Below are 24,692 nucleotides of genomic sequence, written 5' to 3'. Positions count from 1 at the left end.
GGGAACAAAAAATGAATATCTTATGGTGGCAGATCTTATTATTAACATTATACGCAGGATACCAAATTTTAGATGAATTACAAATTTATTCTTCATTAAGTGCGCCAGTGTTTGCAGGTCTTTTTGCAGGATTAGTGATGGGGGATATTAAAGCAGGACTTATTATTGGTGGAAGCATGCAATTAACTGTATTAGGAGTTGGGACTTTCGGGGGTGCCTCCAAAATTGATGCTAACTCAGGTACGATTCTTGCCACAGCATTTTCTGTGTCTTTAGGAATGAACCCTGAACAAGCAATCGCTGCTATTGCAGTACCAGTTGCTAGTTTAATGATTCAATTAGACATTTTGGCTCGTTTTGCGAATACCTACTTTGCACATCGGATTGATAAAATGGTCGAAGATATGAACTACAAAGGAATTGAACGTAACTTCTTAATGGGTGCTTTACCATGGTCTCTTTCTCGAATGATTCCAGTCTTCTTAGCACTTGCTTTTGGTGGTGGTTTAGTACAAAAAGTTGTATCTGTCCTAAATGGCGATTTGAAATGGTTAGGTGATGGCTTGTCTGTTGCTGGGGCGGTCTTACCAGCGGTCGGTTTTGCAATTTTACTACGTTACTTACCAGTGAAAAAACATTTCCCTTATTTAATTCTTGGTTTCACTGTAACTGCTTTACTAGGAACAATCTTTACAAACATGCAACTTTTAGGAACATCTGTTGCGAGCGTTGTGAAAGACTTCAGTGGTGTATTTAACGCACTACCAATGTTAGCAGTCGCTTTAATTGGTTTCGCTTTAGCCGCAATTAGCTACAAAAATGGTCAAATGATTCCGAGTGGGCCAGCAGCCAAAAAAGAACATGCAGCGAATGATTCAGACGAAGGAGAGATTGAAGATGACGAAATCTAATTATAAATTGACGAAAGAAGATTTTAAACAAATTAATCGCAGAAGCTTGTTTACTTTCCAATTAGGTTGGAACTACGAAAGAATGCAAGGATCAGGTTACTTGTATACGATTTTGCCACAATTGCGTAAAATTTATGGGGATGATACGCCTGAATTAAAAGAAGTAATGAAAACACACACGCAATTTTTCAATACTTCAAACTTCTTTAATACAATTATTACAGGGATCGATTTGGCCATTGAAGAAAAAGAAGGCATTGCTGGAAAACAAACAGTTTCAGGTTTGAAAACTGGTTTAATGGGACCGTTTGCAGCAATTGGGGATTCAATTTTCGCAGCTTTAATTCCAACTATTTTTGGGGCGCTAGCTGCCAACATGGCGATTAATGGTAACCCAACTGGTATCTTTATCTGGATTGTTGCTCAAATTGCCGTGATGGTCTTCCGTTGGAAACAATTGGAATTTGCGTATCGCGAAGGAATTTCTTTGGTAACAACTATGCAACACCGCTTAACTGCCTTAACAGACGCTGCAACTTTACTAGGGGTCTTCATGGTTGGCGCTTTAGTAGCAACGATGGTTAATGTGAAACTATCATGGGCACCAAGCATTGGGGATGTAACACTTAACATGCAAAATAACTTGGATATGATTTTACCACGTCTACTTCCTGCAGGAATTGTCGGTGGCGTTTATTGGATGCTAGGTAAAAAGAATATGACGTCTACTAAAGCCATTTTTATCGTATTAATTGTCTGTGTCGCATTGTCTGCGTTAGGTGTTATTTCAAAATAAGTAAGACAGGAGAAAATCGATGAGTGAACATTTAGTTTTAGTAAGTCATGGCCGTTTTTGCGAGGAATTGAAAAAAAGTGCGGAGATGATTATGGGACCGCAAGAAACAATTTCCACTGTTGCTTTATTACCAGAAGAAGGTGAAGCTGACTTTTTAGAAAAATTTGAAGCGATTACGGAATCGTTAGAAGATTTTGTTGTCTTTGCTGATCTATTAGGGGGAACACCTTGTAATATTTTATCCAAAAAAATTATGCAAGGTGCTTCGTTTGACTTATATACTGGGATGAATTTACCGATGGTTATCAGCTATGTAAATGCAAGTTTATTAGCGATCGAAGGTGACTATGTTAAGGAATCAGCAGAAAGTATTGTGAAAGTCAACGAATTGCTGCTAAATGTTGCAGTAGATGACGAGGATGAATAATTCTGACTTGTTGTCGTAAGTAATCAAAGTTTTTAAGAGAATGATTTAGAGATGGACGTTCCAAAAATAAAAGAATTTATTTTTGGAACGCCCCTTTAATTGTTAATGATGAAAGCGTGTTCAAAAATGTTAGGGGGCTGATTTATCAGATGAAACATGGAAAAATAAAACGATTTAGTACATTGACACTATTGGCAAGCGCAACGATTTTAGTACCATTAAGTACGTCTGCAGAAGAAACAACAAACAGCAGCACTGAAACAAGCTCATCAATGGTGGAACCTACCGCAACAGAAGAAAAATTGTGGCAATCTGATTTTCCAGGAGGGAAAATTGGTGAGTGGCAAGATGTGATTGGTAAAACAAATCGAGAATTAGCAGGAGAGTCATTGGCGATTTCACGAGATGCAGCAGCAGGTAATAATGCCGTATCTTTAAATTTAGATTCCCCTAAATTAGCTGATGGTGAAGTAGAAACAAAGTTTAAATACACTGCTGGAAACGGTCGAACGGGTGTGATTATTCGTGGTAATACCAAAGATAGCTGGGTTTTTGTAGGCTATAACGCGAATGGCAAATGGTTAGTTGAAAGCCCTAATTCGTGGAATGATTCGATTTCTGGGCCAACGTTAAATGAAGATACGAATTATTTGTTGAAAGTACGTTATGTTGGTGAAAAAATTACTATCTGGCTTAACACCACGTTGATTTACGAAGGAGAACCTGTTTTAGCCAATGGAGACAAAATTCCAACAGAAGCCGGACATGTGGGTGTCCGTTTGTGGTACGACAAAAAAATTGTCAGTTATGACTATTTTAAAAATGGCCCCGTAGATAGCATTCCGGAAATTGTGCCAGAAGTGACACAAATTGCGCCAGTCAAAGTTTTTACAAAAATTGGTGTCGCACCAAAATTACCGAAACAAGTAAAAGTGACCTATAATACTGGTAAAGAAGCCAATGAAGCAGTCCGTTGGGATGAAATCGATCCTGATGCATACAAAGAACCAGGAACTTTTGAAGTCGACGGTACTTTGGAAAATACAAACATCAAAGCAAAAGCCAGCATTGTTGTTGCTAAAGACAATGAAGCTGAAAAAGGCGACAAAATCTCTTCTGCAGATTTAACAGCCGTGGTTGACCCACAATTTCCACGAATTATTCGTTACGAAGACCCTCAGAGTAATCAAGTGATTTTTAATGGCCAACACGAGAAAATTGACCAAGTAATGATTGATGGCAAAGCATATAAAGCAACTGCTGAAAAACAAAAGAGTGAAGCAAATCAAGCCGTTTATAACGTAGCTGTCCCAGAAATTGGTCTGCGTTTCACAACGACATTGACTGTTTCCGAAGGCCAAGAATTAGCTATGAAACTCTCAGATATTCGTGAAGAAGGAACCAAAATACACACAATTTCAATTCCAAATCAAGGCTTGATTTCTGTCAATAGTACAGATGAAGGGGCGACTTTTGCTGGCGTTGTGATGAATACTGGGACAAATGCAAATAACGGAAATAAAAATGGTGATACTATCCAAGATTTAACTACAACAAGCCAAGAAGAAACGAAAAAATATATGTATGGTTTCTTAAATACGGCGAATTATGCTGCAAGTTTTTGGACGAACGCCTATGGAGACGGCTCTGTCGATGGTAGTGACAACAATCGAATCCATAAACAAACAAAAGAAGCGGCGACTGGTTTTGTAACAACCTTGTCAAGTGGGGCATGGACCTATCGACCATTTGATGCACCGGAAGATTACACAACTGGGGAAACGCCAGAAGTGAAAGTTAAATTCTCAAAAGATAGCAATGACGACAAGCGGGTGGATTGGCAAGATGCGGCAATTGGGTTCCGTTCAATTATGAATAACCCAATGGGCGCGGAAAAAGTCCCTGAATTAGTCAACCAACGGATTCCTTTTAACTTTGCTAGTCAGGCGACAAACCCATTCTTAGTGACGTTAGACGAATCAAAACGCATTTACAATTTAACAGATGGATTAGGACAAATGAATTTACTAAAAGGGTATCAAAATGAAGGACATGATTCTGCGCATCCAGATTACGGTGCTATTGGTCAGCGACCTGGCGGGGAACAAGCGTTGAATCAATTAATTGATGAAGGCCATAAATTAAATGCCGTTTTCGGTGTGCATATTAATGACACCGAGTCTTACCCAGAAGCAAAAGGATTTAATGAGGAATTAGTTGATCCAACGAAGCGTGGCTGGGATTGGTTAGATCCGTCTTATTTTATTAAACAAAGACCCGATGCATTGAGTGGTCGTCGCTATGAGCGCTTTAAAGAATTAAAACAAAAAGCACCGAATCTAGATTATATTTATGTTGATGTTTGGGGCAACCAAGGCGAATCAGGTTGGGCAAGTCGTCAACTAAGTAAAGAAATTAATTCACTCGGTTGGTTTACAACCAATGAATTTCCGAATGCTTTAGAGTATGACTCGGTTTGGAACCATTGGTCTGCAGAAAAAGATTACGGCGGTACAACAACGAAAGGCTTTAACAGTACAATCGTTCGTTTTATTCGGAATCACCAAAAAGACACTTGGATTATTTCCGACAACCCTTTGTTAGGTGGAGCTGAATTTGAAGCCCATGAAGGTTGGGTGGGTAAAACCAATTTTAATACCTATCGCCAAAAAACTTTTGCCATTAATGTCCCAACTAAGTTCTTACAACATTACCAAATTACGAATTGGGAAACTACAACAGCAGAAGATGGTCAAATCTATGGCACGATTAAATTAGCGAACGGTGCTGAAAAAGTGACCGTTACTCAAGCAGATGCTAATTCGCCAAGAAGCATTACGTTAAATGAGACAGAAGTTCTAAAAGGTGATGCGTATCTACTGCCTTGGAATGTCAATGGTCAAGACAAACTATATCACTGGAATCAAAAAGGCGGTACCAGCACTTGGTCATTGGATAAGAAAATGCAAGGAAAAACGAATTTACATTTATATGAATTAACAGATCAAGGGCGTATTGACAAAGGCGCAATTGCCACTACAAATAACCAAGTGACCATCCAAGCCGAGGCTAATACGCCGTATGTCATTGCTGAACCTGACAGTATTGAACCGATGACATTTGGAACAGGAACACCATTTAAAGATCCTGGATTTAATGAAGCCAATACCTTGAAAAATAACTGGAAAGTTTTCCGAGGTGATGGAGAGGTTAAAAAAGATGCTAACGGTGATTATGTCTTTAGTTCAGAAAAAGAAAGAACCGAAATCAAACAAGACATCAATCTTCCTAAACCAGGAAAATATAGTTTGTATCTAAACACAGAAACACATGATCGCAAAGCCACAGTAACTGTTAAAATTGGTGGTAAAAAATATACGCGGACAGTGAATAATTCGGTTGCCCAAAACTATATTCAGGCAGATATTAACCATACAAGCAGGAAAAATCCGCAGTATATGCAAAATATGCGAATTGATTTTGAAATCCCAGATAATGCCAAAAAAGGCTCGGTGACGTTAGCGGTTGATAAAGGCAATTCCGTTACAAAATTTGATGATTTACGAATTGTTGAGCGTCAAACGGATATCATGAACCCAGACAAACAAACAGTTATTAAGCAAGATTTTGAAGACACACAAGCAGTTGGATTATATCCTTTCGTTAAAGGCTCAGCTGGTGGTGTAGAAGATCCACGGATTCATTTATCAGAAAAAAATGAACCTTACACACAATATGGTTGGAATGGAAACCTTGTTTCAGATGTATTAGAAGGCAACTGGTCCTTGAAAGCCCATAAACAAGGAGCAGGTTTGATGCTTCAAACAATTCCGCAAAATATTAAATTTGAACCGAACAAGAAATATACGGTCCAATTTGATTATCAAACTGATGGTGAAAATGTCTTTACTGCTGGGACCATTAATGGGGAGTTGAAAAATAGCAATGACTTTAAGCCAGTCGGTGAGTTGACTTCGACAGCAGCAGATGGTCAAACCAAGCATTATGAAGCAGAAATAATTGGGGATGCTTCAGGAAATACTACGTTTGGTATTTTTACAACAGGTGCCGATAAAGATTTCATTATGGATAACTATACGGTCACAGTGGAATCAAAAAAATAAATTTAGTCTATCTAGAAGAGGTCGGGACAGAAGTGTTTAACTCCGAGAACCAAGTAGGTACTGTTCAACATCTATTTGCTTTGCAAATAGTGTTTCTCAGCAATAAGAAGGAATTTCCGGAAATTGTTCTATAATTTTTGGAGACCAAGTAGGTATTGTTCATCATCGAATCACTACGTTCTTCGTGATTCTCAACAATTTCGGCTTATTTCCGAAGGACCTTCACCAAGTAGGTACGATGATTTCATCTGTTCATGCTTCACAGTGAAACATCGCAACTCTTAGAGCTGTAGCTCTTTTGAAGGCTGTACTGTGACGAGACGCATGTCGAGAAAACACCTTAGAAGTTGTTGAGATCGGGGCAACGCGTAGTGTTGCTTCTGTTCCCGCCGTTTATCAGTTTTTGAGCGTGAAGCAAAAATCCAAAGTGATTTTTGTCCCACGCTCTACTTCTTTTATGAGAAGAAGCAAGGTCTAGTGCCTCATTTTTATACTGCAGAATAAACAGACACATTTTTTAAAGTGTCAGGCTTCTTTGTGTATTTCATCAAGAACGAATGGACAAACTTGCCTTTTGCCACAAATCGTTTACAATTACAATGATAGGCATAATTTATTTAGAGGTGAAGTGATTGAAGAAATACAATGTTGATTGGAATTACTGGGTTGTCCGCTTTTTATTTGTAATGGCGCTGATTGTTGGCTATTTATTAATCACGAATTATCAGCACTTTGTCCATAGTGTTTCGGGTTTATTAGGCATCTTATCCCCATTCATTACTGGGTTTGTGATTGCTTATTTATTGAGTGGAAGTCAGAAAAAAATCGAGGGATTACTAGAAAGAGTTCCTTTACCAGTCGTTAAAAAAGCGAAACACGGCTTGAGCGTACTCCTTTTGTACCTGATTATTTTGTTTATTTTTGTTTTGACATTAAACTATATCGTTCCGCTACTCATTAGTAATTTAGTAGATTTAGCAAACTCTTTACCCACTTTTTATGATCACATGGTTCAGTTTGTGATGAGTTTAGAAGATAAAGGGATTTTAAAAACAGCCGCGATTGAAAAATATTTAAATAGTGTCCTTAAAGATTTGTCGCCAGAACGTTTTTTAAATCAATGGACACAAGCGTTGTTTTCATTAGGAACGTTGACTAAAAATGTTTCTTCATTCTTTTTAAATGCATTTTTGACGTTGATTATCTCAATATATGCGCTGGTATTTAAGCAATCTATTTTGACATTTGTTGAAAAGGCTGCCCACAAATTGCTGTCTGAAAAAGTGTACAAGCAAACACAAACCTGGTTAAATACAACGAATAAAATTTTCTATAAATTTATCAGTTGCCAATTTCTTGATGCTTGTATAATTGGCGTTTCATCAACGATTTTGTTAAGTATTTTAAATGTGAAATTTGCTGTGACTTTGGGGATTTTATTAGGTATTTGTAATATGATTCCTTATTTTGGTTCGATTTTTGCGTCAATTGTTGCTGGTGTGATTACGCTTTTCACGGGTGGTGTTACTCAAGCAATTACGGTGTTACTAGTTTTATTATTTTTACAACAAATTGACGGCAATATTATTGGTCCTCGAATTATGGGAGATGCCCTAAATGTCAATCCGATTTTAATTATTGTTTCAATCACGATTGGGGGAGCGTACTTCGGCGTCTTAGGGATGTTTTTAGCAGTTCCTGTTGCTGCAATCATTAAAATTATTGTCTCGGAGTGGCTAAATGAATCAAAAGAAAATGATAAGATTGTAGATTCTATTGAATCCTAAAGTAAAACTTTTCGTCTCGCGCTGACGAAAAGTTTTTTAGTGGAAAAGAAAGTTTCATTATTTGGAATTTTTGGTATGCTATACTTGAAGTAAATAGAAAATCAAAATTGAGGTGAATAGATGCAGTTTTTAAAAAAATATGGCGGCTATTTTTTAGTTTTAGGGGTCTTACTTGATTTTTTTACACCTTATTATGTCGGATTCAAAGATCAAGGTTACAATCAATTGACAGAAGTAATTAGCTTATTAGGTGATGTGAATAGTCCAGTTAGGGAAAACTTTAATCGGTTAACTATCATTGCGGGAATGTTGATGTTAGCAAGTTTACCTAGGATATATGCTATTTTTTCCAGAAAAACGAAAAAAGGTGCTTGGTTAGTAGTGGCAATGATTGGCGCTTATGGTTTATTTGATTGTATTTTCAGTGGGCTCTTCAGCGTAGACACTTCAAGCGCTGGCACAGTTGCTGCCGCGCTTCATAACGGAGGATCAGCAGTCGGTTATACAGGCTTTTTGTTATTATCAGGCGTCTTAACCATTATCTATAGTAAAGACGGTTCGCAAAAAAATAAAAACCTTTTTGGCTTTTTGTTTATTTTATGTATGCTTGCAGCCGGCTTATATGGCTTAGCAAGGATTCCACAGCTACAACAGGTAAAACCATTTAATTATTTAGGCTTATGGCAAAGAGTGAGTTCATTTTGTAATTATCTACCAATGCTGGCACTGTGTTTACAAACTAAAACCAATGACAAATTTGATTGAACATTTGTCATTGGTTTTTTACTAGTTAAAATTGTCTGGTAATAACTTAATTATTGGCTACGGTGACTTCACCAGTAACAGTGGCACCATCTTTTTCTAAGTCAGCAGAATCTTTGTATTCTTGTTTATCAAAAGTAATATTGCCATTAACTTTGGTACCATTTAAAGTAAAGCCATTTGCTTTCACCTCAATATCACCTTTGACAGTCCCGTGAACGATGTTGAAATTTTCAGAAGAAACGATTAGCTTAGGAACCGTGATTTCATATTCAGCAGTTACTTTTTTATTATCATCTTGAGAATAAAGCGCTAATTTACGATAGACATCGTTGGAATCTTTCCCCTTATCATGGAAAGTACCAGCAACTGTTACCTCGTTATCAAAAGTGACATTGTCAGTAGCTGCGACAATCCAATTTCCTTTATCACTTAACGCCATTTCGAGCTCTTCAGGCTTGGCACTAATTGAAGCACCAGAGACTACTTCTGTACTTGAATTAGCTGTTTCTTTGCTACTAGAACTACTATCTGTTTTTTTATCAGATGAACAAGCACTAAGCAGCACAAGAGCAGCAGTTGCCGTCAAAACAGTGGTGAGTACTTTAGACATTTTCATGAAAATCCCTCCAAAAAATTTATTTATTTCTTCCTTTATCATAACTGATTCAAAGGGAAATGAGTAATCATACACACAAAGATTGAGAAGTTTGGCCAACGGGAAATTAGGTTTATTCTCTCAAGAATGTTCAGGAAATATTCAAAGTAATCATTTCTTTTTCAAATGTTCCTTTTCTGTAGTAAGCTAGTAATAGACAGAATTTAAGGAGGAGATTTTGATGCCTTGGAATATGAATGATTATCCTACATCAATGAAAAATTTAGCACCTTTGATTCGGAAAAAAGCGATAGATATTGGCAATGCGTTGCTTGCGGATGGCTACCCTGATGATCGTGCCATTCCAATTGCGATTAGTCAAGCGGAGAAATGGTATCAAGAGGCAAGTGCAGCAGACAAAAAGGCCTTCGAACATGAAGCAAATCCTACGAAACAAGATTCGCATAAACAGGATAAACATGCTGGAAAATTATTAACGGCGGCTGTCAACGTTAAATATAAAGACGACCAATGGTTGGTGATTTCAGACAGCGCTGAAAAAGCAAGCAATACATTTACCCACAAACAAGAGGCGGTTGAACGAGCTCAAGAAATTGCTCGGAATAAACAAACAAAGCTGAAAATCTATAAGCAAGATGGTACGTTACAAGAAACCAAAGAGTATACTGAATAATTTTTCGAAACCTTGATATTCCGTTGCAATTCAAGAAACGGTTATCAAGGTTTTTTTGCGAGGGAGAAATGGACAAGTAAGAAAAAATAACAAAAGTTAAGAATGAGAATAAGACTTGCTTTTCTAGTTTTTGGTGGGTACAATTACACTAATTAAGATAAAAAATCAAAATAATTGAGGTGCTACGACAATGGAAAAAGCCAATCTTGATTGGAATAATTTAGGATTTTCTTACATTAAAACGCCCTTTCGTTATATTAGTTATTGGCGAGATGGCAAGTGGGAAGAAGGCACGCTAACAGATAACAATCAGTTAACGATTAGTGAAGGTTCGCCTGCTCTACATTATGGCCAACAATGTTTTGAAGGATTAAAAGCGTATCAATGTGCAGATGGTTCTGTCAATTTGTTTCGTCCAGATGAAAATGCCAAACGACTACAAAAAAGTTGTGCGCGTCTACTGATGCCACAAGTACCAGTAGAAACCTTTGTTTCTGCATGTCAAGAAGTGGTGAAAGCCAACCTTGCTTATTTACCGCCATATGGAACGGGCGGTACGTTGTATCTTCGCCCTTATATGATTGGTGTCGGCGATAATATTGGTGTAGCACCTGCCAAAGAATACATTTTTTCTATTTTTTGCGTGCCAGTTGGTTCGTATTTTAAAAATGGTTTAGCACCAACCAACTTTATTGTTTCTGACTATGATCGAGCGGCGGGTCGAGGAACTGGGGCCGCTAAAGTGGGGGGCAATTATGCAGCTAGTCTTTTACCAGGTGCAGAAGCACATGAGAAAGAATTTAGTGATTGTATTTATTTAGATCCGTATACGCATACGAAAATTGAAGAAGTTGGTGCAGCTAATTTCTTTGGCATAACCAAAGATGGTACTTTTATTACGCCGAAATCAGCGTCTATTTTACCAAGTATTACTAAATATTCATTATTGACGCTAGCAAAAGAACGTTTAGGGATGACGGCGCTTGAAGGAGATGTTTACATTGATCGATTAGCGGACTTCTCCGAAGCGGGTGCTTGTGGCACAGCGGCGATTATTTCTCCTATCGGTGGGATTCAAAATGGTACAGATTTCCATGTATTTTATAGTGAAACGGAAGTTGGACCAGTGACTAAGCAACTATATGATGAACTGGTTGGCATACAGTTTGGTGACAAAGAAGCGCCAGAAGGCTGGATTGTAAAAGTTTAAAGAGACAAAAAAGAGAGAATTCATGCTCTCTTTTTTTTGTGTAGAATATTCAGAATTTTCTATAAAAAGATTGACTTTAATACTATTTAAAGGAATAATGGAAGATACAAGATTTAAAAAAGGAGGGTGACAACAGTTAATGATAATGTATAAATATCTATAAATATATTATTATGAATATCGATATATGGGATAATCATGTTGAGGTGAAGATGATGACTATGTATTCGATAGGGGAATTTGGAAAACAAATAGGTGTAACGCCACAAACATTGAGAAATTGGGATAAAAAAGGGGAATTGAAACCTGCTCATGTTTCGAAAGGTGGCACTCGTTATTATTCTGAAGAACAACGAAATCAATTCTTAGGAATCACTGGAAGAAAGAAACCAAATCGGATAACTATAGGTTATTGTAGAGTAAGTTCAAATAAGCAAAAAGACGATTTAGAACGTCAAATTGAGAACGTTAAGACTTACATGATTGCACGAGGGTATCAATTTGACATTATTCAAGATATTGGTAGTGGAATCAACTACAATAAAAAAGGATTAAATCAATTAATCAATAGAATTACTAATGGCGAAATAAACAAGGTAGTGATTCTGCACAAAGACCGTTTAATCCGATTTGGTTATGAACTTATTGAAAATCTTTGTAATAAATATGGTACAGAAATAGAAATCATTGACAATACAGAAAAGATTGAGGAACAGGAACTAGTCGAGGACTTAATCCAGATTGTCACAGTTTTTAGTTGCCGATTACAAGGAAAACGAGCGAATAAAGCTAAGAAGATGATTAAGGAGTTGATGGAAGATGATACGAGCGAAAAAAGTAAGGTTGCGCCCGACTGAAGAACAAGAAAAGCAACTATGGCAATCGTCTGGTACTGCACGATGGATTTTCAATTGGACGTTAAAAATGCAAGAAATGAACCATCGGTTTGGCGGAAAGTTCATCAGTAACAACGATTTACGAAAGCACATCACAAAAATGAAGCAATGTCCTAAGTATGCTTGGTTAAACAATGTATCCAATAATATTGCTAAACAAGCCGTAAAAGATGCTTGTAACGCCTATAAAAAGTGGTTTGATGGTATGACAGGTAAAAGTCGTTTAAAGGCTGAAAAGCCACGATTCAAGGCAAGAAAGAAGTCGAAACCAGCTTTTTATAATGACAATATCAAACTGAAAGTAAAACATAAATCGGTCTTACTTGAAAAAATTGGTTGGGTAAAGACAAGTGAAAAGTTGCCGGTGAATACGAAGTGTTTTAATCCACGAATTAGCTTTGATGGAAAGTATTGGTATGTATCAGTTGGCATTGATGAAGTACAACCAGCGCAGAGCTTAACAGGTGAAATTATTGGAATTGACCTAGGTATCAAAGATTTAGCGATTGTTTCTAATGGCAGAGTCTACAAGAATATTAATAAAACAGGAAAAGTAAAGAAGATTGAGAAACGATTACGTCGGTTACAGCGTAAAGTCTCACGAAAATACGATATGAATAAGGAGGGAAACCGATTCGCCAAAACTTGTAACATCTATAAATTAGAAAGAGAAATTCGACATACACATCGAAAACTAGCGAATATTCGTCAGAACCATTTACATCAAACAACAACGGAGATAGTGAAAACCAAGCCATCGAAAATCGTTGTAGAAACCTTGAATGCAAAAGGCATGATGAAAAATAAGCACTTAGCAAAATCAGTTGCACAACAAAAATTCTACGAGTTCAAAAGCCAACTCCAGTACAAGTGTGAAGATTATGGTATTGAATTAGTGGAAGCTGATAAGTTCTATCCAAGTTCTAAATTGTGTCACGAATGTGGACACAAAAAAGTAGACTTAAAACTGTCTGACCGTACCTATTACTGTGAAGAATGCGGATATACAGCGGATAGAGATTATAATGCAAGTCTGAATTTAGCAAGTTATAGTGCGTAATCTACGAGCTTCTACTGAAACAGAAACGTAGATATGTAGGATTCGTTGTATCCGAATTAACGCCTGCGGAGTGTTATAGCAAACGAGAGTAGCGAGCAAGTGGCAAAATCGGACACGTAGAAACAGGAAATAAACATAAATCTGACAACTTTTATAGTTGGTTAGAAATATTTATAGATTTTTGGCAACGGGAAAGCTATTGCTTATTAAATCAGCAGAATCAGAAGAAATGACGATTTTTTTTGATAAAGAAAACCAACCAAATGCACAAGTTCAAATGGGCATTATTACATTACAACCTGGTGAAAAACGGCCTTTAGCTGGATATGCTTGCCATGAACAGGATGAATATTCTTATGTGATTTCTGGCGAAGCACATACGATTTTAGAAGATGGTCAAGACTTAGTCGGAAAAGCTGGACAAGCCCAATTAATTGAAGCTGGTGAGGGGCACATTAATTATAATAATGGGTTGGAGCCGGCGGTCGTTGTCTGGATGCTTGTGGAAAGGACAGAATAAAAGGGGAGCTGTCTTTCTGTAAGTAAAAGCATAAAAAATGAAGAGTTATAGGAGAAAGAAGATGAAAAAGTATTTAAAAATCACAATGGTTTGTATTTTATTGGTAGGATTTTTAGCTGGGTGTACCAATAAAAATGAAAATAAAAAGAAACAGAAAAATACCAAAGAAGCCGTTCAACTGATGTCACCCTCGGAATTAACAACGCTCAACACCTCTGTATTATTGGATTTTCCAGATGCTATTGTCCAAACTGCAGCGTTTGAAGGGTTATATAGTTTAGATGAACAAGACCAATTGGTACCAGCCGTAGCAAAAGCATTGCCGATGATTTCAGAAGATGGAAAAACCTACACGATTTCTTTGAGAAAAGAAGCGGTTTGGAGTAACGATGATCCTGTCACAGCACATGATTTTGAATATGCTTGGAAAAAAATGATTGATCCTAAAAACGGATTTGTTTATAGCTTCCTCATCGTTGAAACAATTCAAAATGGTGCAGAAATCTCAGCGGGAAAATTAGCACCCAATGAACTTGGTGTCACAGCTGTGGATGATTATACATTAAAGGTGACGCTCAAAGAGCCAAAACCGTACTTTACGTCCTTGTTAGCTTTTCCTACATTTTTCCCGCAAAATCAAAAAGTAGTCGAACAATTTGGTGCGGACTATGGAACTGCTAGCGATAAAGTCGTCTATAATGGCCCGTTTGTGGTAAAAGATTGGCAGCAAACAAAGATGGACTGGCAACTAGCAAAAAATAATCGCTATTGGGATCACCAGAACGTGCGCTCAGACATTATCAATTATACGGTTATCAAAGAAACATCTACTGCATTGAATCTTTTTGAAGATGGACAATTAGATGTGGCTACACTAAGTGGTGAACTGGCGCAACAGAATAAAAATAATACGTTGTATCATTCGTATCCAACAGCGACAATGAACTATTTGCGCTTAAATCAAAAACGGAAAGGGCAAGCAACGCCGCTTGCAAACGAAAACCTGCGTAAAGCATTGGCTTTAGGAATAGATAAAGAAAATCTAGTCAATAATATTATTGCAGATGGTTCTAAAGCGCTACATGGTGCGATTACGGAAGGCTTTGTGGCGAATCCCACAACGGGTCTCGATTTTCGTCAAGAAGCAGGTAATTTAATGGTTTATAACAAAGAAAAAGCGCAAAGTTATTGGAAAAAAGCACAAGCAGAATTAGGAGAAAAGGTTAACGTTGAATTGATGGTAACAGATGATGGTTCTTACAAAAAAATTGGTGAAAGTTTGCAAGGCTCGCTACAAGAATTGTTTCCTGGTTTGACAATAGAGCTAACCGCATTGCCGACTGAAGCTGCATTGAACTTTGGGCGAGAAAGTGACTATGATTTATTCTTAATTTACTGGACACCAGACTATCAAGACCCTATTTCTACCCTGATGACTTTATACAAGGGCAATGATCGCAATTATCAGAACCCTGTCTATGACAAATTATTAGATGAAGCAGCCACAACCTATGCCTTAGAGCCAGAAAAAAGATGGGCGACACTGATTGCAGCTGAAAAAGAAGTGATTGAAACGACTGCTGGCATGATTCCACTTAGCCAAAATGAACAAACAGTCCTGCAAAATGATAAAGTCAAAGGCTTGAATTTTCATACCTTTGGCGCTCCATTAACGTTAAAAAATGTTTATAAGGAAAAATAAAAAGAGAGCCTGGGCTGAAAATCGCTTTTGATTTTCGGACCAGGCTTAAATCCTGCTTTTTAACCCAAAATTTGTCACCATTTAGCCTTTTCGGGTTTTATCTCGAACGCTTCTGTTCTAATAGTTCAAAATCAGGTGCAGTGTGGGGCTGGGCATATTTTTTCATATATGTCGGCAAGGCTTGACTAATCTTCGTTGGTAAAACAACATAGTCGGTTTTGGCCAAATCATCACCAATGAGACTGTGTAAGTAGACGGCGCCAGCAATGGTTTCAATTGTCGGCTTAAACTGAGCTAAAAAACCAGCAATGATGCCAGCCAAGGTATCCCCAGTTCCGCCAGTAGCCATCCCAGGGTTGCCGCCTGTATTTTGAAAAGGTTCTCCTGCGTGGAAAATTGTGGTGCGATGACTTTTTAAAACAATCGTACTGCCTAATTTTGCTTGTTGGCGCTGGTTATTTGCCAGTGTTTGTTGCTCGATAGGTAAGTGACTCAAACGTTGCCATTCCATTTGATGAGGTGTGAAAACAACTTTTTCAGGATAGGTAAGGGAAAAATTGCCTTGGCTAAACAGGGTAATTGCTGAGCCATCGATAATTAACCATTGTTGTTTTTGATGTTGGGCGAGTACCATCTTTAATATTTGTTGTGCAGTAGCATCTAAGCCTAAACCTGGACCAATTAAAATAACATCCGCTTGCTCTACGACGTTCGTCAGAAGGACTGTTTCTTCAAAGCCCACGACCATCGCTTCTGGGCATCTTGCATGTAAAGGCCCGTGGTTTTTAACATCAGTAATCACAGTGGTGAGACCAGCGCCACTATTGATACACGCTTCGGTACTCATGATGATGGCTCCGCCATATTGACGGTTTCCTCCGATTAATACGACACGCCCAAAATTGCTTTTATAAGAGTCGGAGGGACGTTGAGTGATGACTTTCTCTAAAATGTCCTTGCTTAAATAGCGCATTCTATCACTCCTTTTCTTGGGATTTCTTTGTTCTCAGTATACTACAAGAGCACCAAAAAAATCAGTTTATTTAATGTTAAAAGTTACTCTATTGAAGGCAATGAGGTGTATAATAAGGACCAGATAAATGAGTTAGGAGAGTGAAACAGATGGAAGAGAAAAAAACATTTTATATGAGTGGCTACGTAGGAATTGCGAGCTTATTAGTTATTTTAATTGCGGGAATTGGTTTATTTATTTATGGAGCGAGTCATACCAATGGAGTTCTTGTTGTTTTAGGTATTATTTTGTTAATTGGGGCTATTTTATTTTTAAGTTCCTTAACTATTGTTAGTCCCAACCAGGCGAAAGCTATTTTATTTTTTGGTCGTTACTTAGGTACGATTAAAGAAAATGGGTTGTTTATTACCATTCCATTTACGCAAAAAATGAACATTTCTTTGAAAGTACGGAATTTCAATAGTTCTTTATTAAAAGTCAATGACTCTGACGGGAATCCAATCGAAATCTCTGCGGTCATCGTTTTTCGGGTAGTCGATACAGCTAAGGCGTTATTTAATGTCGATTATTATCAAGACTTTGTGGAAATTCAAAGTGAAACGGCAATCCGGCATGTAGCAACACAATATCCTTATGACACTTTTTCAGATAATGATGTAACTCTGCGAGGAAATACCGAACAAATTTCCGAGGAGTTAACCAAAGAATTGCAAGAACGCTTAGCAGTGGCTGGTGTAGAGGTTATCGAAACACGGTTGAATCATTTAGCTTATGCAACTGAAATTGCTAGCTCCATGTTGCAAAGACAGCAAGCAAAAGCAATCTTAGCGGCTCGACAAACAATTGTTGAAGGTGCGGTAAGCATGACACAAATGGCCTTAGAACAGATCGAAGAAGGGCAAGAAATTAATTTTACCGATGAACGAAAAGTACAACTTATTAATAATTTATTAGTCTCAATCATTACTGATAAAGGCACACAACCAGTTATTAATACAGGCGACGTTTCTTCTTAAAGAGGAAGCAACGCTAAAAATAGCAAAAAAGAGTCATCTTTCCGATGACTCTTTTTTTGATAAACACGAACATTATATAATTTTAATCTATAATATTTCGGTTTTTCTTTGACATCTCTTTTTCTCATTGTTAGAATAACAGTGAAAAAAGGCGGAAGGAGTTATTACATTCATGAAACCATTAGTCGCTGTGATTATGGGAAGTACCTCAGACTGGGCAACGATGAAAGCTACTTGTCTTGTGTTGGAAGAGTTGAAAATTACTTATGAAAAACGAGTGATATCAGCACATAGGACCCCTGATTTGATGTTTCGTTTTGCAGAGGAATCACGAACAAAAGGATTGAAGGTTATTATCGCTGGGGCTGGTGGAGCGGCCCATTTACCAGGGATGGTAGCTGCAAAGACAACCTTACCTGTCATTGGTGTTCCAGTTAAAACACGAACATTAAACGGTATTGATTCACTGTTGTCTATTGTGCAGATGCCAGGGGGAGTTCCTGTAGCAACAACTGCGATTGGCTCAGCAGGTGCTATCAATGCTGGGTTATTAGCTGCAGAAATACTAAGTATTGATGATTTACAGTTAGCAGAAAGAATCCAAGCAAGACGACAATCAGTGGAAAAAGCGGTTATGGAAAGTGGGGAACAACTTGAATAAACCTTTAAAAGTCGGAGCAACTATTGGCATTATAGGCGGGGGACAGTTAGGGCGAATGCTAGTCATGAGTGGTAAAAAAATGGGTTTCCAAATGATTGTGTTGGACCCGACGCCTGATAGTCCAGCTGGTCAAGTAGCTGACCGTCAAATTGTGGCAGCCTTTAATCAGCCCTCTGCTTTAACTGAACTAGCAGAGTTATGCGATGTGATCACCTATGAATTTGAAAATATTGAAGCGGCCTCCCTAGAAAAGGCCATTCCACTAGAAAAGCTGCCACAAGGAACAGAATTGTTAAAAATTACTCAAAATCGATTGCTTGAAAAAACGTTTCTTCAATCGATTGGCTGTAAGATTGCCCCTTTTGCGGAAGTAAAAAGCCAGAAAGAGCTGCCACAAGCAATAGAAAAGATTGGTTTTCCATGTGTCTTAAAAACTATTCAAGGTGGATACGATGGAAAAGGACAGATCGTCTTAAAATGCGCAGAGGATTTCTTCCAAGCGACTGAATTATTAGCTAACGCCACTTGTGAATTAGAAAAGTGGGTGCCTTTCACTAAAGAACTTTCAATCATCGTTGCAGGGAATAAGCATGGTTACCAAAGCTTTCCTGTATCTGAAAACATTCATCGAAAGAATATCTTGCATGAATCAATTGTGCCAGCTCGAATTTCTGAGAATGTGCAACAAAAAGCAGCGGAATTGGCGCAACACATTGCTGAGGAATTAAATTTATCTGGGGTTTTAGCTATCGAACTGTTTTTAACGGATTCAGAAGAGTTGTACGTCAATGAATTAGCGCCACGGCCTCATAACTCAGGTCATTACTCTATTGAAGCTTGCTCATTTAGTCAATTTGATGCGCATATTCGAGGGATTAGCAATTGGGGCATTGGGTTACCCCAGTTACTTCAACCAGTGGTTATGGTAAATCTCCTAGGCGAACACTTAGAAAAAAGCTACCAGTTATGCACGTCAAAACCCACTTGGCAAGTCCATTACTATGGAAAAGCCGAATCAAAAGTGGGCAGAAAAATGGGCCACGTCACCATTACAACACCTTGCTTATCAGAAACGTTAAAGGAAATTGAGACTGTTGGTATTTGGAACGTAACTTAATAAATGCTTGATCCAAGCAAGTTTTTTATTTTTACATTCGACAAACACGAACGATTATTGTTTTTTTTGTAACTAATGTAAGTTTTTGTCTGATGTAAATCAGCTGACTTAGAAAGAATAGGGTTCATGAAGCTAACGAGAAGAGGGAAAGAATGGAAAAGAAAGCACTTGTGTATACAGGAAAAGCGAAGAATTTGTATCAAACAGAAAATGCAGCGGTTCTTTTTGTGGAATATCTTGATCAAGCAACAGCTTTAAACGGTCAAAAAAAAGACAAAGTTCTTGGGAAAGGCGCTTTGAATAATCAAATCACTAGTCTAATTTTTGAACATTTACAGCAACAGAAGATTCCCAATCATTTTATCAAAAAAGTATCTGAACACGAACAATTAATTCAGGCCGTAGAAATGATTCCTTTGGAAGTTGTCGTACGTAATTATGCGGCAGGAAGTTTTTCAAAACGTTTAGCGATTGAAGAGGGCACTAAATTAGTGACGCCCATTATTGAATTTTATTACAAAGAAGATCGTCTGGATGATCCTTTTATTAACGAAGAACATATTCAATTTCTAAAAGTAGCCACTCCTGCTGAAATTGTGGAGATTAAAGCATTGGCTTTACAAATTAATCAGGCGCTTAGTCAACTCTTTCAACGCCTCAATATTTGTTTGATCGATTTTAAAATCGAGATTGGTCGGACGAAGGCCAATCAATTGTTACTGGCAGATGAAATTTCTCCAGACACCTGTCGTCTATGGGATTTAAACACAAACGAACATCTGGATAAAGATGTTTATCGCCGTGAATTAGGAGAAATAGTTCCTGTATATGAAGAAGTTTTACAACGTTTACTAACAGCTAATTGAGGAGGAAGCGCGTATGTATTTTGTCAAAGTCTATGTTACGTATAAAGAATCAATTTTGGATCCCCAAGGTGAAGCGGTTAAGGAAGCAGTCCATCGGCTTGGTTTTACAGAAGTAGCCGAAATCCGTGTCGGTAAGTATTTTGAAATGCACGTCCAGCAGACAGAAGCAATTGAAGAGAAAATTGAACAAATTTGTGATCAACTATTAGCCAATGTAAATATGGAATCCTATCGTTTTGAAATTTTATCTTTGGAGGAAATTTAAATGAAATTGGCAGTGATTGTTTTTCCAGGATCCAATTGTGATGCAGACTTATTGTGGGCTGTCAAAGAGGTGATGGGCATCGATGCAGAATTTGTCCGACACGATGCCACTTCTTTAGCAAAATTTGATGGCGTATTGTTGCCTGGTGGTTTTTCTTATGGCGATTACTTACGTTGTGGTGCAATTGCTCGGTTTTCGCCAATTATCAATGAGGTGATTCGCTTTGCTACAGAAGGCAAAATGGTTTTTGGTACTTGTAATGGCTTTCAAATTTTAACAGAAATTGGCTTGCTTCCTGGTACGTTGTTAAGAAATGATTCGCTTCGTTTTATTTGTAAAAGTGTCCCATTGAAAGTGAATACGCACACAAAGTTTACAAGCGAGTATCCTGAAAATGTTTCGATACATTTACCAGTAGCACATGGCGAAGGGAATTACTATTGTGATGAAAAAACGTTGCAAGAGCTGAAAGAAAAGAACCAAATTGTTTTTACGTATCAAGAAAAGGTGAACGGTAGTCTTGCGAATATTGCTGGTATTTGTAATGAACAGGGCAATGTTCTAGGAATGATGCCTCATCCGGAACGAGCGATGGAAGAATTGTTAGGTTCAACAGATGGGCGCAGCTTTTTTGCTTCAATCATTAAAAACTTTGGAAAGGAATTAAGCCAATGATGAATGAACCAACACCAAAAGAAATCAAGGAGACACGGTTGTATGCAGAATGGGGACTAACAGATGAAGAATATCATCAGATTGAGACCATTTTGCAAAGAGAACCTAATTATACAGAAACTGGCTTATTCTCCGTGATGTGGAGTGAACATTGCTCTTACAAAAATTCCAAGCCTGTTTTAAAAAAGTTTCCGACGGAAGGGCCACAAGTGCTTCAAGGCCCTGGTGAAGGAGCTGGGATTGTCGATATTGGTGACGGATTAGCTGTTGTTTTTAAAGCAGAGAGCCATAATCATCCTTCTGCAGTAGAACCTTACGAAGGAGCAGCTACAGGCGTTGGTGGAATTATTCGCGATATTTTCAGTATGGGGGCGCGGCCGATTGCTTTACTGGATTCGCTAAGATTTGGCGAACTGACGGATGCACGAACACGTTATTTGTTTCAAGAAGTTGTGGCGGGGATTAGCGGTTATGGAAATTGTATTGGTATTCCAACCGTTGGCGGCGAAATTGCTTTTGAGCCATGTTATCAAGGAAACCCACTTGTTAATGCTATGTGTGTGGGATTGATTCGTCATGATGAGATTCAAAAAGGCCAAGCAAAAGGCGTCGGAAATAGCATTCTTTACGTAGGTGCGAAAACAGGACGAGATGGAATTCATGGTGCGACCTTTGCTTCAGAAGAATTTAGTGAAGGTGAAGAACAGCAACGATCTGCGGTACAAGTAGGTGATCCGTTTATGGAAAAATTATTATTGGAAGCTTGTCTTGATTTAATCAAAAATCATCAAGATATTTTAATCGGCATCCAAGATATGGGGGCGGCTGGCTTGGTTTCTTCAAGTGCTGAAATGGCATCAAAAGCAGGTTCAGGCTTGATTCTAGAGCTAGATAAAGTTCCGCAGAGAGAGACGCAGATGAGCCCCTATGAAATGCTCTTGTCTGAGTCCCAAGAGCGGATGTTAATCTGTGTGGAAAAAGGAGCAGAACAGCAAGTTTGTGAATTGTTTCAAACGTATGACTTAGAAGCGGTAGCGATTGGCTCCGTAACAGATGATGGACAGTATCGTGTCTTTCACAGTGGCAAAATAGTCGCAGATGTACCAGTAGATGCTTTGGCAGAAGAAGCCCCTGTCTACCAGAAAGCCTATCAAGAACCAGAGCGGATGCGTGCTTTTAAAAAATTAGCGCCCTTCATTCCAGAAATTACGAATAGTACGGAATTATTAAAACGCCTATTGCAACAGCCAACGATTGCATCAAAAAAATCAGTTTACGAAACCTATGATAGTCAAGTACAAACGAATACAGTGGTGCAACCAGGAAGTGATGCAGCTGTTTTAAGAGTGCGAGGCACCAATAAAGCCTTAGCGATGACGACAGATTGTAATAGCCGTTATTTGTATTTAAATCCTGAAATTGGTGGGCAAATTGCGGTTGCAGAAGCAGCCCGTAATATTGTAGCAAGTGGAGCACAACCTTTGGCTATCACTGATTGCTTGAATTATGGTTCCCCAGATAAACCAGAAAGTTTTTGGGAATTATGGACGTCGGCGGATGGAATCGCCGCAGCCTGCCGTCAGCTAGGAACACCCGTGATTTCAGGGAACGTCTCTCTTTACAATGAAACAGATGGTCAAGCCATTTATCCAACGCCAATGATTGGCATGGTGGGCGTGATTGAAGATGTTTCACAAATTACCACACAAGCGTTTAAACAAGTTGATGACTTAATTTATCTCATCGGTGAAACCCACGCAGATTTTAACGGCTCAGAAATTCAAAAAATGCAACTGGGTCGAATTGAAGGGCAATTACGCTCATTTGATTTAAAAGAGGAAAAAGCAAACCAAGAATTAGTTTTAAAAGCAATTCAAGCAGGCCTAGTTGCTAGCGCGCATGATTGCGCTGAAGGCGGCGTTGCCGTTGCTTTAGCCGAGTCGGCTTTTGCTAACGAACTGGGGCTACAGGTGACACTGCCATTAACAAAAGAATATCTATTTGCGGAGACGCAATCCCGTTTTATTCTTTCAGTTAGTCCCCAGCATCAAGAAGCGTTTGAAACACTTATCGGAAAAAAAGCCCAACATATTGGGAAAGTGACTGAAACTGGTTTGGTCATTCATGCGTTAGATGATGTGATCAATTGTTCAACAAAAGAAGCCAAAGCCTTATGGGAGGATGCGATTCCATGTCTTATGAAGCAAAAAGCTTAAATGAAGAGTGTGGTATTTTTGGTATTTGGGGTCATCCTGATGCGGCACAAGTGACCTATTTTGGCTTACACAGCTTACAGCATCGAGGCCAAGAAGGCGCGGGAATTGTGGCGAACAATTCTGGGAAATTAGATGGCCATCGTGATTTAGGTTTATTAGCAGAAGTATTCCAAAAGCAAGAACAACTGAATGCGTTAGAAGGAACGGCGGCTATTGGTCATGTACGCTATGCAACCGCTGGTACGGGTAGCGTGGATAATATTCAGCCATTTTTATTTAAATTTTATGATAGTCAAATTGGGTTAGCACACAATGGCAATTTGACAAATGCCAAGCGTTTACGAAAACAACTAGAAAGAGAAGGAGCTATTTTTCATTCCAATTCAGACACTGAAATTTTAATGCACTTGATTCGAAAAAGCACTGCTGCCTCGTTTCTCGATAAATTAAAAGAGAGCTTGAATTTGGTTAAGGGTGGCTTTGCTTATCTTTTATTAACAGAAACGATGATGATTGCTGCACTGGATCCCAACGGCTTTCGCCCTCTCTCCATCGGACAAATGAACAATGGGGCGTACGTTGTGACATCCGAAACGTGTGCATTAGAAACAGTTGGGGCTCGCTTTATTCAAGATGTGGCGCCTGGTGAAGTAGTCATCATTTCTGATGAAGGCTTGAAAATAGAGGTTTTCACTACGGAAGTCCAACCGGCAATTTGTGCAATGGAATATATTTATTTTGCACGGCCAGATTCAAATATTGCTGGAGTTAATGTGCATACAGCTCGTAAAAGAATGGGAAAGAACTTGGCGATCGAAAGTCCAGTCGCAGCTGATATGGTAATTGGGGTACCGAACTCGTCATTGTCTGCAGCTAGCGGCTATGCAGAAGAAGCACAGATACCTTACGAACTAGGTTTAGTAAAAAATCAATATGTCGCTCGAACGTTCATCCAGCCGACACAAGAATTAAGAGAACAAGGTGTCCGTATGAAACTATCGGCAGTTCGTGGCGTAGTCAAAGGAAAAAAAGTCGTTTTAGTAGATGATTCGATTGTTCGCGGAACCACTATTCGGCGCATTATCCATTTATTAAAAGAAGCAGAAGCGCAAGAAGTTCATGTCAGAATTGCTTCACCGCCATTAAAATATCCGTGTTTTTATGGCATTGATATACAGACAAGGGACGAACTAATTGCGGCAAACTATTCAATTGAAGAGATCAAAGAGCAGATTGGCGCAGATTCGCTGGCTTTTTTGAGTGAAGCAGGGCTGATTGATGGGATTCAATTAAATTATGATGCTCCTTATTCTGGGCTGTGTATGGCTTACTTTAATGGAGACTATCCAACGCCTTTGTATGATTATGAAGAACAATATCAAGCATCCTTGAAAAAAGAAACTAGGAGGAATTGAC

Annotated in this window: 22 protein-coding genes; 20 read left to right on the top strand and 2 right to left on the bottom strand. The window is 38.4% G+C overall.

Annotation, left to right across the window (positions count from 1 at the left end; genetic code table 11):
• Window positions 1-11: 11 nt before the first annotated feature.
• The 6 genes from IGJ24_RS07695 to IGJ24_RS07670 all read left to right on the top strand — a co-directional run bounded on the left by IGJ24_RS07695 (window position 12) and on the right by IGJ24_RS07670 (window position 8,810).
• Entirely contained in the window at window positions 12-911 is a 900-nt protein-coding gene (locus IGJ24_RS07695) for a PTS mannose/fructose/sorbose/N-acetylgalactosamine transporter subunit IIC (RefSeq protein WP_002357253.1), read from the top strand.
• The gene (locus tag IGJ24_RS07690) at window positions 898-1,707 is read left to right on the top strand and encodes a PTS system mannose/fructose/sorbose family transporter subunit IID (RefSeq protein ID WP_002357254.1); all 810 of its coding nucleotides are present in this window, start codon (window positions 898-900) and stop codon (window positions 1,705-1,707) included. The genes IGJ24_RS07695 and IGJ24_RS07690 overlap by 14 nt, the downstream gene beginning before the upstream one ends.
• A gap of 19 nt (window positions 1,708-1,726) precedes the next feature.
• Entirely contained in the window at window positions 1,727-2,134 is a 408-nt protein-coding gene (locus tag IGJ24_RS07685; protein ID WP_002361967.1) for a PTS sugar transporter subunit IIA, read from the top strand.
• A 149-nt stretch (window positions 2,135-2,283) separates the two neighbouring features.
• Window positions 2,284-6,258 (top strand): endo-alpha-N-acetylgalactosaminidase family protein, encoded by a 3,975-nt coding sequence (locus IGJ24_RS07680; RefSeq protein ID WP_289865420.1) that lies wholly within the window; start codon window positions 2,284-2,286, stop codon window positions 6,256-6,258.
• A 632-nt stretch (window positions 6,259-6,890) separates the two neighbouring features.
• On the top strand, window positions 6,891-8,045 hold the full coding sequence (locus IGJ24_RS07675; RefSeq protein WP_129194027.1) for an AI-2E family transporter: 1,155 nt from the start codon (window positions 6,891-6,893) through the stop codon (window positions 8,043-8,045).
• A 120-nt stretch (window positions 8,046-8,165) separates the two neighbouring features.
• Entirely contained in the window at window positions 8,166-8,810 is a 645-nt protein-coding gene (locus IGJ24_RS07670) for a DUF998 domain-containing protein (protein ID WP_016616304.1), read from the top strand.
• Window positions 8,811-8,856: 46 nt separating this feature from the next.
• Here the strand turns inward: IGJ24_RS07670 and IGJ24_RS07665 are convergent, their stop codons facing one another.
• Window positions 8,857-9,468, bottom strand: coding sequence for a hypothetical protein (locus tag IGJ24_RS07665; protein ID WP_002381806.1), 612 nt, complete (start codon window positions 9,466-9,468; stop codon window positions 8,857-8,859).
• Between the two features lie 178 nt (window positions 9,469-9,646).
• Between IGJ24_RS07665 and IGJ24_RS07660 the strand changes: the two genes are divergently transcribed.
• The 6 genes from IGJ24_RS07660 (at window position 9,647) to IGJ24_RS07635 (ending at window position 15,487) form a co-directional block, all read left to right on the top strand.
• Entirely contained in the window at window positions 9,647-10,099 is a 453-nt protein-coding gene (locus IGJ24_RS07660; protein ID WP_002374668.1) for a DUF2188 domain-containing protein, read from the top strand.
• 190 nt (window positions 10,100-10,289) lie between these two features.
• The gene (locus tag IGJ24_RS07655) at window positions 10,290-11,309 is read left to right on the top strand and encodes a branched-chain amino acid aminotransferase (protein WP_002366823.1); all 1,020 of its coding nucleotides are present in this window, start codon (window positions 10,290-10,292) and stop codon (window positions 11,307-11,309) included.
• A 215-nt stretch (window positions 11,310-11,524) separates the two neighbouring features.
• Window positions 11,525-12,166, top strand: a complete 642-nt coding sequence (locus IGJ24_RS07650; protein ID WP_129194047.1) for an IS607 family transposase — start codon at window positions 11,525-11,527, stop codon at window positions 12,164-12,166.
• The gene (locus IGJ24_RS07645; protein WP_129194025.1) at window positions 12,129-13,265 is read left to right on the top strand and encodes an RNA-guided endonuclease InsQ/TnpB family protein; all 1,137 of its coding nucleotides are present in this window, start codon (window positions 12,129-12,131) and stop codon (window positions 13,263-13,265) included. Before IGJ24_RS07650 ends, IGJ24_RS07645 begins: the two co-directional genes overlap by 38 nt.
• A 199-nt stretch (window positions 13,266-13,464) precedes the next feature.
• Window positions 13,465-13,785: a cupin domain-containing protein gene (locus tag IGJ24_RS07640; RefSeq protein WP_289865421.1), complete on the top strand. Its 321-nt coding sequence runs from the start codon at window positions 13,465-13,467 to the stop codon at window positions 13,783-13,785.
• Window positions 13,786-13,846: 61 nt separating this feature from the next.
• Window positions 13,847-15,487, top strand: a complete 1,641-nt coding sequence (locus IGJ24_RS07635) for a peptide ABC transporter substrate-binding protein (RefSeq protein WP_002369267.1) — start codon at window positions 13,847-13,849, stop codon at window positions 15,485-15,487.
• A 97-nt stretch (window positions 15,488-15,584) separates the two neighbouring features.
• Here the strand turns inward: IGJ24_RS07635 and IGJ24_RS07630 are convergent, their stop codons facing one another.
• On the bottom strand, window positions 15,585-16,460 hold the full coding sequence (locus IGJ24_RS07630) for an NAD(P)H-hydrate dehydratase (protein ID WP_289865422.1): 876 nt from the start codon (window positions 16,458-16,460) through the stop codon (window positions 15,585-15,587).
• A gap of 149 nt (window positions 16,461-16,609) precedes the next feature.
• On the opposite strand from IGJ24_RS07630, the gene IGJ24_RS07625 reads away from it, so the two are divergent.
• From IGJ24_RS07625 to purF, 8 genes are all read left to right on the top strand, one after another.
• Window positions 16,610-17,476, top strand: coding sequence for an SPFH domain-containing protein (locus IGJ24_RS07625; RefSeq protein ID WP_002366818.1), 867 nt, complete (start codon window positions 16,610-16,612; stop codon window positions 17,474-17,476).
• 172 nt (window positions 17,477-17,648) lie between these two features.
• The gene (purE, locus tag IGJ24_RS07620) at window positions 17,649-18,137 is read left to right on the top strand and encodes a 5-(carboxyamino)imidazole ribonucleotide mutase (protein ID WP_010824720.1); all 489 of its coding nucleotides are present in this window, start codon (window positions 17,649-17,651) and stop codon (window positions 18,135-18,137) included.
• Complete coding sequence (gene purK, locus IGJ24_RS07615) at window positions 18,130-19,254, top strand: 5-(carboxyamino)imidazole ribonucleotide synthase (protein ID WP_010824719.1); 1,125 nt, start codon at window positions 18,130-18,132, stop codon at window positions 19,252-19,254. The genes purE and purK overlap by 8 nt, the downstream gene beginning before the upstream one ends.
• 152 nt (window positions 19,255-19,406) lie before the next feature.
• Window positions 19,407-20,120: a phosphoribosylaminoimidazolesuccinocarboxamide synthase gene (gene purC / locus IGJ24_RS07610; protein WP_289865423.1), complete on the top strand. Its 714-nt coding sequence runs from the start codon at window positions 19,407-19,409 to the stop codon at window positions 20,118-20,120.
• A gap of 13 nt (window positions 20,121-20,133) precedes the next feature.
• The gene (purS, locus tag IGJ24_RS07605; protein ID WP_002357271.1) at window positions 20,134-20,385 is read left to right on the top strand and encodes a phosphoribosylformylglycinamidine synthase subunit PurS; all 252 of its coding nucleotides are present in this window, start codon (window positions 20,134-20,136) and stop codon (window positions 20,383-20,385) included.
• Window positions 20,386-21,060: a phosphoribosylformylglycinamidine synthase subunit PurQ gene (gene purQ / locus IGJ24_RS07600; RefSeq protein WP_010824717.1), complete on the top strand. Its 675-nt coding sequence runs from the start codon at window positions 20,386-20,388 to the stop codon at window positions 21,058-21,060.
• Complete coding sequence (purL, locus tag IGJ24_RS07595) at window positions 21,057-23,276, top strand: phosphoribosylformylglycinamidine synthase subunit PurL (protein ID WP_010824716.1); 2,220 nt, start codon at window positions 21,057-21,059, stop codon at window positions 23,274-23,276. The genes purQ and purL overlap by 4 nt, the downstream gene beginning before the upstream one ends.
• A complete protein-coding gene (gene purF, locus IGJ24_RS07590; protein WP_289865424.1) occupies window positions 23,252-24,691 on the top strand; it encodes an amidophosphoribosyltransferase in 1,440 nt (479 codons plus the stop codon). Before purL ends, purF begins: the two co-directional genes overlap by 25 nt.
• Window position 24,692 lies beyond the last annotated feature (1 nt).

It is taken from the genome of Enterococcus sp. DIV0546 (assembly GCF_051712785.1).
Classification (GTDB): Bacteria; Bacillota; Bacilli; order Lactobacillales; family Enterococcaceae; genus Enterococcus; species Enterococcus faecalis.
Note: the sequence above shows the minus strand (reverse complement) of the source record. Positions and strands in the feature narration are given on the sequence as shown.